The sequence below is a fragment of the Corynebacterium amycolatum SK46 genome (genome assembly GCF_000173655.1).
In the GTDB taxonomy this organism is placed as follows: domain Bacteria; phylum Actinomycetota; class Actinomycetes; order Mycobacteriales; family Mycobacteriaceae; genus Corynebacterium; species Corynebacterium amycolatum_A.
Genome location: NZ_ABZU01000008.1, coordinates 86,922 through 103,472, shown reverse-complemented (window position 1 = coordinate 103,472; position 16,551 = coordinate 86,922). Strand labels below are relative to the sequence as shown.

The following is a 16,551-nucleotide window of genomic DNA, read 5'->3' as shown; positions in this document are numbered from 1 at the left end:
ATGCAGGATTTATCTCGTTTTGGTTGGCTTTCAGTGGGGGCGGCGGTCGTCACCATCGCGCTGAAGTTTTGGGGCTACACTCTGACCGGATCGGTGGGCCTGCTTTCCGACGCGACGGAGTCGATTGTCAATCTGGTTGCGGCAATTGTCGCAATTATTGTGCTCAAGGTTATCGCGCGCCCCGCAGACCGCGACCATGAGTTCGGCCATTCTAAAGCGGAGTACTTCTCGGCCGGGCTGGAAGGTGCCATGATTTTCGTGGCGGCGGCGGCCATTATTTATGTCTCTATCGAGCGGTTGGTGAACCCGCAGCCGATTGAGCAGATTGGCCTAGGCCTCATCGTGACCGTAATTGCCTCGGTGATCAATGGTGTGGTGGCGCTGGTTCTGCTTAAGGCCGGGCGCCAGCATAACTCCGTGGCGCTTGCCGCCGACGGCAAGCATCTTATGACCGACGTGTGGACCTCCGCTGGTGTGCTTGTAGGTGTGGCGCTGGTGTGGGCTACCGGCCTGTGGTGGCTCGACCCGATTATCGCGCTGGCCGTGGCTGTAAACATCCTGGTCGCTGGCTACAAGCTGCTGCGCGATTCCGGTAACGGCCTGATGGACAAGGCCATGGAGGGCGACGACCGCGTGGCGGTAGATGAGATTTTGGCCTCGCACCGCGACCGGAGTCGCGGCATCGACGTCCACGAAATCCGCACTCGAGTGTCGGGGCATCAGCAGTTCATCGAGTTCCATGTGTTGGTGCCGGGCGCGTGGAGCGTAGAGCATGGCCACGATGTGCTTAGCGCGATGGAAGATGAGCTGCGGGAACGCTTCCCAGGTGTGCATATCTCCTCGCACCTGGAGCCAATTGAGGACGAACGCGCCTATGGGGATGTGCAGTTGTAACGCGCGTGAGGCAAATTCCACGAAAGCGCTGAAAGTGATGAGACTTACACTTTAAGATTGTGCATACAAAATCATGCACTGTTTAAGTCCACTCGAAGGAACTGCATAAATGACCTCCGAAGCCTCAACCACTTCCACTGGGAATAGCCGTTTTTCCGCGAAGAGCCCGAAGTTGCCGGAGCCGTGCCCTCGGCAGGACATCATTATTCCGGCTAATGACCGCGTCCTGCTGCGCGGAACTATGTTCCGCCCGAAGGAGAACCCAGAGAACATTTCCAACGGCATCATCACCGTTCACTCCGGTACTGGTGTGCCGCAGGGTTTCTACCACCGTTTCGCTGAGACCGTGGCAGAAAAGGGCTATGGCGTTATCACCTATGACTACCGCGGAATTGGCCAGTCCGCTCTGAAGACTGACCAGAACAACGAAGACATCCGGATGTCGGACTGGATCACCAAGGATACTCCGGGTGTAATCGAGTGGGCCAAGGAGACCTACCCGGACGTACCGCACTTTGCTGTCGGCCACGCGGTTGGCGGTCACGGCATCGTCTACGCCGGCTCCGAGGGCACCTATGACGCAGCGGCGTTGATCAACTGCCGCGGTATGCGTATTTCCAAGGTGCCGTCCGTGGCGGGCAAGGTCCGCGCATTCTTCATCTTCAACATTCTCGGCCCGATTAGCGGTTTCATCACTGGCCACATTCCGGCGTCGGCGTGGCGCCTGGCTGTTGAGCCGCCGAACGGTGTCATGCGTCAGTGGGCTCGCTGGGCTCGCAAGGAAGGCTACTTCTTCGACGATTCCGAGTTCGACTTCGCTAATCGCTTCTCCAAGGCTCCGCAGCCGTTCCTGTCCATCCGCGTTCCGGATGATTACTGGACTGAGGAGTCCTCGGCAGACCTAATCACCAATGTGATGAGCTCTGCGGAAAAGATTGAAAAGCGCCAGGCTCAGCCGGCTGGTGGCAAGGGCGTGGGCTATGGTGGTTACTTCCGCTCCGGTCACGAGAAGGAGTGGGACGAGCTGTTGGCCTGGTTCCAGGCCAACAAGGGCTAAGTAGGAGGTTTTATGGCGATTGCCCAGGTAGAAATGCCTTTCGGCGCGCTTGGAATCGCCACCTCCGCTCGCGGGGTCGTCGAAGTCAATCTCTTAGGCCCCGTGCTTGACGACGACCCCAGCGCTGCCGACCCCGAAGCGCAGGCGGTGGCGGAACTGGCGGCGCAGCAGTTCCGCGAGTACTTTGCCGGGCAGCGCCGTGAGTTTGCGCTGCCGCTGGACTGCGACATATTCACCCAGGATTCTTTCCGCGCTCGTGCGCTGACTGCACTGCGCGACGTGCCGTATGGCCAGGTCGTAACTTACGGTGAGCTTGCCGAGATGGCCGGCTCACCCCGTGCCGCCAGAGCTGCCGGTTCGGCCTGTGCCACCAATCCGCTGGGTATTCTGATTCCCTGTCACCGCGTGGTTCCCGCCAGTGGGGGAGCGGGGTCTTTCGGATCTTATGCCGGAGGCCGTGAAATGAAGCGCTGGCTGCTCGAACTCGAAGGCTGGCCACCCGCTAATCTCTAATGCATGACTTCGCATTCTCCGCGCGACCAGTTCGCCACCGAATTTGAGAACATCATCCGCAACCGTCGTGCCACGCGCGTCTATGCTGACGAACCGCTTGACGACGCTGACGTGCGCCGCCTCCTGGAGCTATCTCTGGAAGCTCCCAGTGCCTTTAACATTCAGTCCCGCGCAATCGTGCGCATCGAGGACCCTCAGGTGCGCCAGCAGGTAGTGGAAGCTGCCGGTGGTCAGAAGCAGGTTGCCAATGCGCCGCTGCTACTTGCCTTTATTGGTGAGCCGACCGGCTGGAAGCGCGGTATTCCGCGCCTAGTTGAGGCCAACAAGGCCACTGGGCTGTGGGACGAAGTCGCCGCTGCTGAGCGGGAGGCCTCGATGATCTCCTTCCATGAGGCCCGCGAGGAAAAGGGTCTGTCCCGCGAGTTCGCAATCCGCGACGCCATGATTGCCGCTTCTTTCGCTATGGTCACTGCCAGCGCCTTTGGCTGGGCTAGCTCCCCGATGACGGGCTTTAGTGAGCAAAAGGTCAAGGAAGCAATCGGTGCCGGTGACACCGATGTGGCGGTAGCGCTGTTGCTGGCCATCGGTGTCCCGGATGAGTTCCCGGCTCACCCGGGACGTTTCGAGTTCGAGCAGCGCGCCTACACCGACCGCTACGAGGCGTAGCAGCCTACAGTGCGAGCGCGACCTCTACAGCCTGGCGGATGGCACGCTTTGCGTCCAGCTCAGCGGCCACGTCCGCGCCGCCAATGATGGTGACATTGGAGTTATCGCCGGTGACGCTCTCGCGATCCTTGCCGCCCAGGCAGTCCAGATTGGATACCTGACCAGTACAGACAATCACGTTATCGACCGCGATGACCTGTGGCTTTTCATCGATGGTGATGTGCAGGCCCTCGTCATCGATACGGTTGTAAGTGACGCCGGTGTACTGCTTGACACCGGCCTTCTTAATCTCCGCACGGTGAACCCAACCAGTGGTCTTGCCCAGGCCCTTACCGATGCGGGAGGTCTTGCGCTGCAGCAGGTGCACCTCGCGTTCGACCTCAAACTCCTCAGCCGCGCCAGAGACCGTGCCCGGTTTGGTCAGACCCGCGCGGAACTCCGCAGGGTCACCGACACCCCAGGCGTCCTTCCAGGCCTCGATGGTCTGGTTCGGCTTGCGGGTGAGGTACTCACACACATCCACACCGATACCGCCAGCGCCGATGACGGCCACCTTGTTACCGGCCTGCTTCGCACCCGAGAGCAGCTCGTCGTAACGAATGACCTTCTCGTGGTCGATACCGTCAATGCCCGGGATACGCGGGGTGACACCCGTGGCCACAATCACGTGGTCGAACTTGGTCTTGAGCTCGTCGACGTCGGCACGCGTGTTCAGGTGAACCGGAACTTCGAGCACCTCCAGGCGACGGGAGAAGTACTTCAGCGTCTCGCCGTAGTCCTCCTTGCCCGGAATCTGTGCGGCGAGGTTGAACTGGCCACCAATCTGGTCGGCGGCCTCGAAAATCTCCGGGTGGTGGCCGCGCTGAGCTGCGGCTTCCGCGAAAGCGAGTCCGGCCACACCAGCGCCGATGACGGCGACGCGCTTGGCCTTGTCCTTCGCAACCGGCACGGATACCAGCTCGGTCTCGTAAGCAGCCTTCGGGTTGACCAAACAGGTGGAGCGCTTGGCCGCGAAGGTGTGGTCCAGGCAGGCCTGGTTACAGGCGATACAGGTGTTGATCTGGTCAGCTCGACCATCGCCCGCCTTGATGGCGAAGTCCGGGTCGGCCAGCAGTGGGCGGGCCATGGAAATCAGGTCCGCATTGCCGTCGGCGAGGATCTTCTCCGCAACCTCAGGGCGATTGATTCGGTTGGAGGCTGCGACCGGGACGTCGACAAGCGAACGGAGACGACCCGTCAGATCCGTGAATGCGGCGCGCGGCACGGACGTAACGATGGTGGGGACGCGTGCTTCGTGCCAGCCGATACCGGTGTTGAAGACATCGACGCCAGCCTCGACCAGACGCTGCGCGAGTTCAGTGGTCTCGGACCAGGTCTGGCCGTCTTCCACCAGGTCAAGCAGCGAAATGCGGTACTGCAGCAGGAAGTCCTCGCCCACTTCGGCGCGAATGCGGCGGACAATTTCGATGGGCAGGCGCATGCGAGCCTCGGCGCTGCCACCCCAGTTGTCCGAGCGGTGGTTGGTGCGCTCGGCCAGGAACTGGTTGAGCAGGTAACCCTCGGAGCCCATAACTTCGATGCCGTCGTAACCAGCACGTTTCGCGAGCTTCGCGGCGCGGACATAAGCGCCGATAGTGCGTGAGACATCAAAGCCAGTGAGGCGGTGAGCCTTAAACGGGCTAATCGGTGACTGGCCGGTATTGGCAGAGCGAGCCAGCGGGCTGTAGCTGTAACGACCGGCGTGTAGCACCTGCAGCACGATGTGGCTGCCGTGGGAGTGCACGAGGTCAGTAACGCGGCGGTGATTGTCCGCCATGCGCTTCGACGCCATCATCGAACCGGCCGGAGTCAGCCAACCCTCGATGTTGGGAGCATAACCGCCGGTGACGATGAGTCCCACGCCACCTTCGGCGCGACGACCCAGGTAGGCAGCCAGCTTGGGGATATCACGGGTGCGATCTTCCAGACCGGAGTGCATTGAACCCATGATGATGCGATTGCGCAGAGTTAGAGGGCCGACGTCGAGAGGGGAGAGAAGATGTGGGAAGTGAGGCTGGTCAGACATGCAACCAGTATCGCGGTTTTAGCGGCTGTGCATGCGGTGAATCGGAAAAATTCCTGCACAGTTTTATATACGTTTCACGTGGAACATCAGGTGTGAAGCTTACGGAGTCTCCGGCGCAGGAGGGTGTCCTATGACTACAGTCGGGGATATCAGTAGACGCATGTAGCAAGGAGTTGAGCCCTCATGACATCTGAAACTTCAACTAATGGCAAGAAAGTAGCTGTAGTTACCGGTGCTTCTTCCGGTATTGGTGCAGCCACTGCCAAGCAGTTCGCAGCTGAGGGTTACCGCGTTGTGCTGGGAGCCCGCCGCGAGGACAAGCTCGAGGCTGTCGCGGAGGAGATCCGCGCTGCCGGTGGTGAAGCGACGGTCTACAAAGTCGACGTCACCTCCGACGACGATGTGGCGGCGCTGGCTAAGGCCGAACCGCGCGTCGACGTGTTGGTAAACAACGCCGGTGGCGCCTGGGGCATGGAGTCGGTCGAAGGTGCTGTCGAGGAAAAGTGGCGCTGGATGTACGACGTCAACGTGCTGGGCACCCTGCGCGTCACCCGCGCACTGCTGCCCGCACTGAAGACCACCAGCGGCATTGTGCTCACCGTCGGCTCGATTGCCGGTCGCCAGGTCTACACCGGCGGTGCCGGCTACAACGCCGCCAAGCACGCTGAGCGCGCCCTGGTGGAAGTCCTGCGTCAAGAGGTTGCTGTCGATGGCGTGCGCGTCACTGAAATCGATCCGGGGCGCGTCCACACCGACTTCTCACTCGTGCGTTTCGACGGCGACGAGACGAAGGCCGCAGCGGTCTACGACGGCGTTGAGTCGCTGACCGCCGACGATGTTGCCGACATCATTGTGTTCGCGGCCACCCGCCCGAATCGCGTCAACATCGACTTCCTGCAGGTGACCCCCATCGACCAGGTGGGCGGCGCGAAGCCAAAGAAGTAAACCGACTACATAGAGGAGCCGTATATGAGCATCGATATTGCCGCTGACACCAAGATTGCCCTGGTCACGGGCGCAAGCCGTGGTATCGGCCTGGCGGTCGCCAAGGATCTCTCCCGTGATCACCACGTCATTGTGGGCGCTACCAGTGTTGAGTCTGCTGAGAAGGTGGCATCGCAGTTGCCGTCGGCAAGCGTATTCGTTGCTGACCTGGGTGATGTCGACGCCGTAAACGCGGAAGTGGCAAAGCTGTTGGAGGCGCTCGGTGGGCGCGGGCTGGATGTGCTCGTGCACTCGGCGGGTGTGTACGTCGATGGGGACGTGGCGGAGGTTTCGCGTGCGGACTGGTCGCGGATTATGGACATCAACGTCGTCGCCGTCGCCGACCTGACCCGCCAGCTGCTGCCGGCGCTGCGCAAGGCGGAGGGCACGCTGGTGACCATCAACTCGGGCTCGGGATTCCGCGCTTCAGCTGGTACTTCACCGTATGCGGCCTCGAAGTTTGCGCTACGGGCCTTCACCGATGCGCTGCGTGAGGAAGAGCGTGGCGCGGTACGAGTCAGCTCCGTGCACCCCGGGCGCGTCGACACCGATATGCAGGTTCACCTGCAGTCGAATTGGCACCGCGATGATGCGGATTGGCGTTACGACGGCACGCAGTTCATGCGGCCGGAATCGATTGCAGCCGCAGTACGCCTGGCCGTTGATACCGGAGCGGATGCCAACGTGGATGAAATCCAGGTGCGCCCGCGCAAATAGCCGTGTAAAAGGTAGCGAAGATAAGCAAAAAGTGTGCCCACGCGGCGGATAGCCGGTGGGCACACTTTCGTGTACACGCTTTTTACTGAGCGTCCAGGTTCAGGCGCTCGTGCATTGCCTTGACCTCGCGCGGAACAACCTTGCCGATGGCGTTGCGCGGCAGGGAGTCGACGAAGAAGACGCGGTCCGGAGTGGAGTGCTCGGCCAGAGTTTCGCGGACGTACTCGCGCAGCATGTCCTCGGTGAGGTTCTTGCCGGCCTCGTTGTCCTCGCGGACAACGTAGAGGAACAGGTCGGCGAAAATCTCGTCGTTTTCGTTGCTGCCGTGGCAGAAGACGTCGGCGATACCCGGCACCGGGCCGAGAATTTCTTCGACCTCGCGTGGGAAGACGTTCTCGCCGCCCTTGATCACCATGTCGTCGGAGCGACCACAGATGTACAGGTAGCCGTCCTGGTCGATACGGCCGAGGTCACCGATCTGGAACAGGCCATCGACGGTGGTGAACTTGTCCTTCTTGTTCAGGTAACCGATGAAGGAGAGCTCCTGAGCGGTGTGGATCATGCCAACCTCCCCCGGCTCGACTTCCTTGCCGTCGTCACCCAGGATGCGAACCTTGGCGCCAATTGCCGGGCGACCTGCGGAGTCCGGGCGAGCTGCGAGGTCCGCGCCGGATGCGATGGAGCACAGGCCGGCCTCGGTGGAGCCGTAGAAGTTACAGATAACCGGACCGAAGCGGTGAGTCAGCGCGGAGACGAGCCAGCCCGGGATGGCGTTACCAGAGGAGACGATGAAGCGGAACGGGCCAATCTTGCGGTTCGGCTCCTCATCCAGAACATCCTTGATCTGGCGCAGGAAGAAGGCCGCGGAAATCATGCCGTTACAGCCGTACTGTTCACACTGGTCAACAGCCTTCTTCGGGTCGAAGACACGCATGGTGACAATGGTGGAGCCGGTAGCCATGCCAATCAGCACATTTGCCCAGCCCCAGGCGTGGAACATGGATGCGGACTGGTGAATGACCATGTTGCGGCGCCACGGAATACGCTCGGCGATTGCACCCACAGTTGCCGGTGTCTTGGGCTCATTGCGCAGGACACCCTTCGGAATGCCGGTGGTGCCGGAGGACATGATGATGATGCGTCCCTGCTCCGGCTTCGGGTCGAACTTAGCGTTCGAGGTACGACCTTCTTCAATGAGATCTTCCATGAGCAGGAAGTTCTTGCCCGCGTTCTTGCGGGTCTCCGGCTTGGTCACGGAGGTAATAACGACGGTGACATCGTCGAGGTCCTCCGGCAGGTTGCCTAGGAACTCGTCATCGACGAACAGGAACTTGGCCTTATTCTGGTCAACGACACCGCGGATCTGGGTCGGGCCGGAGCCGATGTTCATCAGCATAATTTCGGAGCCGATGAATCCCTTGATAGCCATCGGCAGAATAATGCCGCGACCGTTACGTGCGATAACGCCGAAGCTGGACTTCTGGGTCATGCCACGGTCCATCAAAGCACGAGCCAGGGCGTGAGCGTTGTCCAGCAGCTGAGAATAGGTCAGCTCGCCGTCATCATCGACAAGGGCGAGGCGATCCGGGTAGCGCAGCGCCCCCATGGAAATCAGGCTGGCGACGGAGAACTTCAGGCGACGCAGGTAATCGAGGATCTTCGGCGCTGTCTTCGGGGTCATGTACAGGGCGCCGGTACGCAGGAGCGGCGGAATCGACTGGGCAAGAGCCTTGATTTGTAGCCCAAGTGGTACTTGCGGAGCCTTCATTTCAGCTGCCATGGGTGAGAATCCTCCAAGGTGATGGACAAGCGACTAATAGCGCCAAGCGACTCTCCAGTCACATTGACATCATCAGCCACGATAGTGCGATTTTGTAACAACCAGACTTTAACAAACCTGTGCCGCGTCAAAAAGTAGTTTCGGCGAAGAAATGTGAAAGATGCGCAAGTAGTGTGCGCAGTGCTTTACGACGGATACCTTTTCGCGAACGGACTCGAGGATACAGTGTTATCAAACGGTTATAAACCGATGGAAAGCGGCAAACGTAACGAAATGATAACACTGTGGTAACGATATCAATTCTGGTATTGACCTACATAACTCTATGAACCCAGGGGTTTTCGGCTGGTTTGTTTGAGGGGAATGTGCCGTGAGTGAATGACGGTCGCCCCCAGAAATTAGGGGGCTAGGAATCTTCAGAAAACAGAAACGTTCGCGACTAGGAGGGGCGGGGGTTACGAATGCGTAGCTAAATAGATGACATATTCGCCGGCTTGAGCCTAGGTGCGTGGTGCTGGTGTGCGCCGGAAACGGCTGCCCTAATTCAGGGTTAGGGCGGCAACCGCGGGTTCGTCCTCTGGCGCGCAGGTGGAGAGCCAACGGTCGATGGCATCGTACTCCGCCTGCGTGACCCATAGGTTGTATTTCTGTTTTACCGCCACCTGGCGAGCGACATACTGGCAGCGAAATGGTTTGTTGGCGGGTACCCAGGATGCGGCATCGCTATCTCGCTTTTGCTGATTAGCGGGACCGTCGACGGCCAAGAGGTTGAGGGGGTCATTGGCAAAGTCCTGCCGAACCTCGGGTGGGAGCTGCTGTGCCCCCTTTTGCCAGGCGTCGCTCAAGGCTACGACATGGTCGATTTGCACGGCGGAAGAGGTGTCGCGGCCGCGCTGGAACTCAATCATCGTGCCGGTGTAGGGATCCAGTAATTGCCCCGAAAGTACGACGCAATCGCGAGTATTTGGTTTGTACTCCTTATTAATAAGGTCACGATTCAAAATATCGTTCCGCGTGTCACATCCGTTGTGGCCAAACTCAGCAGAGATGTCATCGCTCCAACGTTGCCCGAATTCGTCGCGCGCATAGCCGGTTTTTGGTGCGCGCCCTTTTATCTCCAGCTGGTTGAGGGCGCTACGGATGCCGTCGATAGGCGATGTGCCGGGTGCGTGGGGCGCTTCAGGAATCTCGGGCGCGGGTTCCGCTGGCTCGGGCGTGAATGCGGGTGCCGGGGCCGGGCTGTACGACTGGCTCTCTGGGGTGGGGGTTGTGGGAGCCGTGCAGCCGCTGAGGATTGTCACTGCGCCGATAAGGAGGGCGAGGCCCTGTAATGGCGAGCGGAAACGACGGTTGGCGAGCATGGAGCTAACCATAGCGGTAGGAGCGGATTGGATGTGGGGAGGTTTGTCGAAGAATCGAACAACTGTGCGTGGATAGTGGGGGTGGTAGCTCGATTAGGGGGTTATGAGATTAAAACGGGTAGTAAAAGCCCGGTTTTATTTGGGCTGGCAGGCTGGTCTAGCTCCTTCGGGGGTGGGCAAATACAGTTAATTCCCTAAATACGTATTGCAATACGCTTAGATGAAAGTACATTGTTAAAACAGTTGGAAATATAGATAACCCGTGTCCCCCAATTGGCACATTGCACCTACAAGGGGAAAACAGCCATGACAGCTAAGACAGCCATGACTCTGACCGAAACAGCGACCACATTGCCTCGTGGTCCTCAGAGGGAAGGTCTCTACCACCCGTCGAACGAACACGATGCGTGTGGCGTGGCCTTTGTCGCCGACATTTACGGTCGCCAGACCCATGACATTGTGGAAAAGGGCATTCAGGCACTGGTCAACCTCGACCACCGCGGGGCCGCTGGTGCCGAGAAGACCACTGGCGACGGTGCCGGCATTCTCATTCAGGTGCCGGATGCCTACTACCGCGCTGAGCTGAGTAAAGAAGGCATTATTTTGCCGCCGGCTGGCACCTACGCCACCGGTATTGCGTTCCTGCCGCAGTCGCGCATGGCCACCCTCGATGCCATCCGAGCTATTGAAGACATCTGCGCCGAAGAGGGCATCGAGATTTTGGCATGGCGCGATGTGCCGATTAACGCTGACGGGCTTGGCCAGATGGCCCGCCAGGCTATGCCAGTGCTGCGTCAGCTCTTCGTTACCGCGAAGAACTACGAGGGGCGTCAGCTCAGCGATATTGATCTCGACCGCAAAATGTTCTTCCTGCGTAAGCGCTGCGAGCGCGAGCTGGGTGAACAGGGCGCCGGCGAGGGCTCTGGTGGTGACACCGTGTACTTCCCGTCGCTGTCCAGTCGCACGATTGTCTACAAGGGCATGCTGACTACACCGCAGCTGAAGGATTTCTACCTTGACCTGCAGCAGAAGGAAGTCACTTCCGCGCTCGCCATCGTGCACTCGCGCTTTTCCACGAACACTTTCCCGTCCTGGCCACTGGCACACCCGTACCGCTACGTCGCTCACAATGGTGAAATCAACACCGTGCGCGGTAACGAGAACTGGATGCGCGCCCGCGAGTCGCTGATTCGCTCTGGCAAGCTGGGCAATATCGACCGCGCACTGCCGGTGTGTGACCCCAACGGTTCTGACACTGCGCGTTTCGACGAAGCCCTGGAGCTACTGCATCTCGGTGGTCGTAGTCTTCCGCATGCGGTCATGATGATGGTTCCGCAGGCCTGGGAGCACGACGACAACCTCAGCCCGCAGGTTCGCGCGTTCTACGAGTACCATGCCTGCCTGATGGAGCCGTGGGACGGCCCCGCCGCCATCTGCTTTACCGACGGTCAGGTAATCGGTGCCACCCTGGATCGCAATGGTCTGCGCCCGGGGCGCATCTGGGTGACCGACGAGGGCCTGGTGGTGATGGCCTCTGAAGCTGGTGTCTTAGATATCCCGCCGGAGCAGATTGTGCAGCGCACGCGCGTGCAGCCGGGGCGTATGTTCCTGGTGGACATGAAAGCCGGTCGCATTATTGAGGACAAAGAGATTAAGTCCACGCTGGCCGCCACTGGTCCCTACGAGGAATGGATCAAAGAGGGCCTAGTCGACATCACCGACCTGCCGCGAGAGCGCTACCAGTACATGCCGCACGCCCGCGCAGTATTGCGTCAGCGCGTCTTCGGCATCACCGAAGAAGACGTTGACCTAATCATCCGTCCGATGGCACTCACCGGCGCGGAGGGCCTGGGTTCGATGGGGTCAGATACGCCGATCGCGGCGCTGTCCAACCGCCCTCGCATGCTGTTCGACTTCTTCTCTCAGCGGTTCGCACAGGTGACCAATCCGCCGCTGGACTCGCTGCGCGAAAAGTCCATCACCAGCATGAATACGTTGCTGGGCGCAGAGACCAACATCCTGGAGCCCACTGCCGATGCCGCCCGTCGCATCCGGCTTGAGCATCCAATCCTGGACAACCACGACTTTGTCACCCTGTGCCAGGCGGGCAAAAACGAGGAGTACTCCGAGTTCCGCGCCGAGGTCATCTCTGGCCTGTACCCGGTCGCCCGCGGTGGCCGCGGCCTGCGCAACGCTATCCGCCGTGTCCGCCGTGAGGTCTCCGAGGCCATTGATCGCGGTGCCCGACTGATCGTGCTGTCTGATCGTGAGTCCAACGAGCGCTTTGCGCCGATCCCGTCGCTGCTGCTGACCTCCGCGGTCCACCACCACCTGGTGGAAGAACGTACTCGCACGCGTGCCAGCCTCATCATTGAGGCTGGCGACGCCCGCGAGGTGCACCACATGGCCATGCTGCTGGGCTTTGGTGCCGATGCCATTAACCCATACATGGCTTTCGAAACCATCGATGAGCTGCGCATGAAGGACCAGCTCGGTGACCTGACGCTGGATCAGGCCTGCTCGAACTACTGTAAGGCCGCCTCCAAGGGCGTGCTGAAGGTCATGTCCAAGATGGGTATCGCCTCACTGCAGTCCTACCGTGGCGCACAGCTGGCCGACACCGTCGGTCTGTCGCAGGAGTTCCTGGACGAGTACTTCACCGGCGCTGTTTCTCCGCTGGAGGGTATTGGTCTCGACGAGGTCGCAGAAGACGTTGCAGCTCGTCACCGCAGCGCATTCCTGCCGCGTCCGGAAGAGCAAGCACACCGCGAGCTGGATCTCGGCGGCGAGTACAAGTGGCGTCGCGAAGGCGAGTACCACCTATTCAACCCGGAGACCATCTACACGCTGCAGCATGCGACCCGCACTGGTCAGTACGCGGTCTTCCGCGACTACACCAACAAGGTCGATGAGCAGACCAAGCAGCTGGCAACTCTGCGCGGCATGCTCGAGTTCGCCTCGGACCGCGAGCCAATCGACATTGATGAGGTCGAACCGGTTTCCAGCATCGTCAAGCGTTTCTCCACCGGCGCGATGAGCTACGGCTCCATCTCTGCGGAGGCACATGAGACGCTGGCCATCGCTATGAATCGCCTGGGTGCAATGTCCAATTCCGGCGAGGGCGGCGAAGATCCAGACCGTTTCGAAATGGAGGCCAACGGCGATTGGAAACGCTCTGCCATCAAGCAGGTAGCATCGGGCCGCTTCGGTGTGACTAGCCACTACCTGTCCAACTGCACCGACATCCAGATCAAGATGGCCCAGGGTGCAAAGCCCGGCGAAGGTGGCCAGTTGCCACCGAACAAGGTCTACCCGTGGATTGCGGAAGTGCGCATCACCACCCCGGGCGTGGGTCTGATCTCGCCACCACCGCATCACGACATCTACTCGATTGAGGATTTGGCGCAGCTCATTTACGACCTCAAGAACGCCAATCCGCGCGCCCGCATTCACGTGAAGCTCGTCTCCGAGCAGGGTGTGGGTACTGTCGCCGCTGGTGTGTCGAAGGCGCATGCCGACGTTGTGCTGATCTCCGGCCACGATGGCGGCACTGGTGCTTCGCCGCTGACCAGCCTCAAGCACGCTGGCGGTCCGTGGGAGCTGGGGCTCGCTGAAACCCAGCAGACCCTGATGCTCAACGGGTTGCGCGACCGCATCCGCGTGCAGTGCGATGGCCAGCTCAAGACCGGTCGCGATGTCGTGGTCGCGATGCTGTTGGGCGCTGAGGAGTTTGGTTTTGCCACCGCTCCGCTGGTGGTTGAGGGGTGCGTCATGATGCGCGTCTGCCACCTGGACACCTGCCCAGTCGGTATTGCCACCCAGAATCCGACGTTGCGGAGCAAGTTCACCGGCCGTGCCGAGCACGTGGTCAACTTCTTCACCTTCATCGCCCAGCAGGTCCGTGAATACCTCGCTGAGCTGGGTTTCCGCACCATCGATGAAGCGGTCGGACATGCCGAGTGCCTGCGTCCGCGCAAGAATCTGGGCAACCTTCCGCGCGTCGCAAAGCTTGACCTGGAGCGAATCCTGCACGTTGCCGAGAGCCCCTTCTTTGCGGACCAGGATTCCTACTGCACGAAGGCGCAGGACCACGGCCTCGAGGGCGCGTTGGACGAGCGCCTCATCGACGAAGCGCAGCCGGCGCTGCGCACGGCGCGCGCGAATGGGTTGGCGCCGACACCGGTATCGCTGCACCACGCCATCAGCAATGTGAACCGTTCCGTGGGCACGCGCCTCGGGTACGAAGTCACCAAGGTCGCAGGTAAGCAGGGGCTTGCCGACGACTCCATCGTCGTCAACCTGCTCGGTTCCGCCGGTAACTCGCTCGGCGCGTTCCTGCCGGCCGGTGTGACTATCAAGCTGGAGGGCGATGCCAACGACTTCGTCGGCAAGGGCCTATGCGGCGGCAAGATTGTGGTCCGACCTTCACGTTCGGCCCCGCCAACCGCGGATGTGGCTACCGACACGATTGCCGGCAACGTCATTGGTTTTGGTGCCACTAGCGGTGAAATCTTCGTCCGCGGCACCGTCGGCGAGCGCTTCTGCGTGCGTAACTCCGGTGCCACGGCCGTAGTCGAGGGCATCGGTAACCACGGTTGCGAGTACATGACCGGTGGCCGCGTCGTAGTGGCGGGCCCGGTCGGTCACAACTTCGGCGCCGGTATGAGTGGCGGTATCGCCTACCTGCTGGATAACGAGGCGACGCGGGCGAACATCAACACCGAGTTGGTCGACATCGTGCCGCTCGACGATGAGGACATCAGCTGGCTGGAGGCAACGCTGTCGAAGCACCGCAAGCTCACAGGTTCTAAGACTCGGTTCCCGGCTGCACAGTTCATCAAAATTATGCCGCGTGATTACGCCCGAATTCTCGACGTAGTCGCGAAGGCAAAGGACAACGACGCTGACATCAACGAGGCAATCATGGAGGCAGTAAGCAATGGCTGATCCGAAGGGTTTCATGAAGTTCCAACGCGAAGAGCCTGCTCATCGCCCGGTTCCGCTGCGTCTGATGGACTGGAAAGAGGTCTATGAGGAGGCTAGTCAGGAGCACCTGCAACAGCAGGCGACCCGCTGTATGGACTGCGGCGTGCCGTTTTGTCACTCGGCCTGCCCTCTGGGCAACATCATTCCGGAGTGGAATGACCTGGTTCGTCAGAACCGCTGGCACGAGGCCTTCGAGCGTCTGCACGCCACCAACAACTTTCCCGAGTGGACTGGCCGGCTGTGCCCGGCTCCCTGTGAAGGCGGCTGCGTCCTCGGCATCAACGACGATGCGGTGACCATTAAAAATATTGAGCTGGCCATCGTTGAGCGAGGTTTCGATGAGGGTTGGGTGCAGCCGATTGTGCCGACTTTCGACACCGGCCAACACATCGCTGTCATCGGCTCCGGGCCGGCGGGCCTTGCTGCAGCACAGCAGCTCACTCGCGCCGGGCATGATGTCACGGTCTTCGAGCGTGACGACAAGATTGGTGGTCTGATGCGCTACGGTGTACCGGACTACAAGATGGAGCAGCGTTTCCTCGACCGTCGCCTTGAGCAGATGGAAATCGAGGGCACTGAGTTCCGCACCAACATCTCACCGACAGCCGCTGACCTGGCCGATTTCGATGCAGTGGTCCTAGCTACCGGCGCCTCGCTGGCTCGTGACCTGCCCGTCGATGGCCGTGACCTCGGGGGCATTCACCAGGCTATGGAGTACTTGCCGGGCGCCAACCGCGTTGCCGTAGGCGAGCTCGACACCCCGCCAATTGATGCCAAGGGCAAGAAGGTCGTCGTCATTGGCGGCGGCGACACCGGTATCGACTGCTTCGGTACCGCGCTGCGTCAGGGCGCTGCGTCCGTCACGCAGTTCGATATTCGCCCGCGTGCTCCCAAGTCCCGTGCGGCGTCGACTCCGTGGCCGATGTACCCGCTGGTCTGGCGCGTAGCTACTGCCCACGAAGAGGGCGAGTACACCATCACCGGCTCCGAGCCACCGGAGGTCACCGAGGCGCTGGGACTGAACGCCCGTGTCACCGGCGAGACTCTGGGCAAGCGCGTGTTCAACGTCAATACCGTCTCCTTCCACGGCGAGGACGGCCACGTCACCGGCCTGTCCGCCAACGAAGTTGAGGTCATCGACGGCAAGCGCGTGCCCATGGAGGACACGGATTTCGAGCTCGATGCCGACCTAGTTCTCATTGCTCTGGGCTTCTCCGGTCCGGAGCGCGGGGGCCTGCCGCATGAGCTGGGTATTCAGTTCAACGATCGCGGTGTGATGATGCGTGACGACGACTACCTCGCCGTGCGCAGCGACATCGAGCAGAACTTCGACGGTCCGGTGTTCGTGGCCGGTGACAATGGCCGCGGTGCCAGTTTGATTGTGTGGGCTATCGCCGAAGGCCGCGCCTGCGCCGAGGCTGTGGACCAGTACCTGATGGGCGAGTCCAACCTTCCCCGCGCGGTGGAGCCGACCGACGCTCCAATTAAGTTGTAAATTCCAGTGTCTTTGCAGGTGTGAGCCGTCACA

General features: G+C 60.6%; 11 protein-coding genes. 8 read left to right on the top strand and 3 right to left on the bottom strand.

The window, feature by feature from the left end:
- The 4 genes from CORAM0001_RS06755 (at position 1) to CORAM0001_RS06740 (ending at position 3,130) form a co-directional block, all read left to right on the top strand.
- A complete protein-coding gene (locus CORAM0001_RS06755; protein ID WP_005510939.1) occupies positions 1-894 on the top strand; it encodes a cation diffusion facilitator family transporter in 894 nt (297 codons plus the stop codon).
- Positions 895-1,003: 109 nt separating this feature from the next.
- Complete coding sequence (locus tag CORAM0001_RS06750; RefSeq protein ID WP_040361442.1) at positions 1,004-1,951, top strand: alpha/beta hydrolase family protein; 948 nt, start codon at positions 1,004-1,006, stop codon at positions 1,949-1,951.
- A gap of 12 nt (positions 1,952-1,963) precedes the next feature.
- Entirely contained in the window at positions 1,964-2,464 is a 501-nt protein-coding gene (locus CORAM0001_RS06745; protein ID WP_005510847.1) for a methylated-DNA--[protein]-cysteine S-methyltransferase, read from the top strand.
- 3 nt (positions 2,465-2,467) lie between these two features.
- Entirely contained in the window at positions 2,468-3,130 is a 663-nt protein-coding gene (locus CORAM0001_RS06740) for a nitroreductase family protein (RefSeq protein ID WP_005510850.1), read from the top strand.
- Between the two features lie 4 nt (positions 3,131-3,134).
- Here the strand turns inward: CORAM0001_RS06740 and CORAM0001_RS06735 are convergent, their stop codons facing one another.
- The gene (locus CORAM0001_RS06735; protein WP_005510888.1) at positions 3,135-5,195 is read right to left on the bottom strand and encodes an oxidoreductase; all 2,061 of its coding nucleotides are present in this window, start codon (positions 5,193-5,195) and stop codon (positions 3,135-3,137) included.
- A gap of 183 nt (positions 5,196-5,378) precedes the next feature.
- Here CORAM0001_RS06735 and CORAM0001_RS06730 point away from each other — a divergent pair, with 183 nt between their 5' ends.
- Entirely contained in the window at positions 5,379-6,140 is a 762-nt protein-coding gene (locus CORAM0001_RS06730; RefSeq protein WP_005510869.1) for an SDR family oxidoreductase, read from the top strand.
- A 24-nt stretch (positions 6,141-6,164) separates the two neighbouring features.
- The gene (locus CORAM0001_RS06725; RefSeq protein WP_005510926.1) at positions 6,165-6,896 is read left to right on the top strand and encodes an SDR family oxidoreductase; all 732 of its coding nucleotides are present in this window, start codon (positions 6,165-6,167) and stop codon (positions 6,894-6,896) included.
- Positions 6,897-6,978: 82 nt separating this feature from the next.
- On the opposite strand, the gene CORAM0001_RS06720 is transcribed toward CORAM0001_RS06725, so the two are convergent.
- Complete coding sequence (locus CORAM0001_RS06720; RefSeq protein WP_005510942.1) at positions 6,979-8,676, bottom strand: AMP-binding protein; 1,698 nt, start codon at positions 8,674-8,676, stop codon at positions 6,979-6,981.
- A gap of 539 nt (positions 8,677-9,215) precedes the next feature.
- Complete coding sequence (locus CORAM0001_RS06715; protein ID WP_005510891.1) at positions 9,216-10,037, bottom strand: HNH endonuclease family protein; 822 nt, start codon at positions 10,035-10,037, stop codon at positions 9,216-9,218.
- A gap of 324 nt (positions 10,038-10,361) precedes the next feature.
- On the opposite strand from CORAM0001_RS06715, the gene gltB reads away from it, so the two are divergent.
- Positions 10,362-14,984: a glutamate synthase large subunit gene (gltB, locus tag CORAM0001_RS06710; RefSeq protein WP_050773620.1), complete on the top strand. Its 4,623-nt coding sequence runs from the start codon at positions 10,362-10,364 to the stop codon at positions 14,982-14,984.
- Positions 14,977-16,518, top strand: a complete 1,542-nt coding sequence (locus tag CORAM0001_RS06705; protein WP_005510880.1) for a glutamate synthase subunit beta — start codon at positions 14,977-14,979, stop codon at positions 16,516-16,518. The genes gltB and CORAM0001_RS06705 overlap by 8 nt, the downstream gene beginning before the upstream one ends.
- The last annotated feature ends 33 nt before the right edge of the window (positions 16,519-16,551 follow it).

Coding starts and splice junctions, on each gene's coding strand:
- CORAM0001_RS06735 (WP_005510888.1), bottom strand. CDS start 5,195: ATGTCTGACCAGCCTCACTTCCCACATCTTCTCTCCCCTCTCGACGTC.
- CORAM0001_RS06745 (WP_005510847.1), top strand. CDS start 1,964: ATGGCGATTGCCCAGGTAGAAATGCCTTTCGGCGCGCTTGGAATCGCC.
- CORAM0001_RS06755 (WP_005510939.1), top strand. CDS start 1: ATGCAGGATTTATCTCGTTTTGGTTGGCTTTCAGTGGGGGCGGCGGTC.
- CORAM0001_RS06750 (WP_040361442.1), top strand. CDS start 1,004: ATGACCTCCGAAGCCTCAACCACTTCCACTGGGAATAGCCGTTTTTCC.
- gltB (WP_050773620.1), top strand. CDS start 10,362: ATGACTCTGACCGAAACAGCGACCACATTGCCTCGTGGTCCTCAGAGG.
- CORAM0001_RS06740 (WP_005510850.1), top strand. CDS start 2,468: ATGACTTCGCATTCTCCGCGCGACCAGTTCGCCACCGAATTTGAGAAC.
- CORAM0001_RS06720 (WP_005510942.1), bottom strand. CDS start 8,676: ATGGCAGCTGAAATGAAGGCTCCGCAAGTACCACTTGGGCTACAAATC.
- CORAM0001_RS06715 (WP_005510891.1), bottom strand. CDS start 10,037: ATGCTCGCCAACCGTCGTTTCCGCTCGCCATTACAGGGCCTCGCCCTC.
- CORAM0001_RS06725 (WP_005510926.1), top strand. CDS start 6,165: ATGAGCATCGATATTGCCGCTGACACCAAGATTGCCCTGGTCACGGGC.
- CORAM0001_RS06705 (WP_005510880.1), top strand. CDS start 14,977: ATGGCTGATCCGAAGGGTTTCATGAAGTTCCAACGCGAAGAGCCTGCT.
- CORAM0001_RS06730 (WP_005510869.1), top strand. CDS start 5,379: ATGACATCTGAAACTTCAACTAATGGCAAGAAAGTAGCTGTAGTTACC.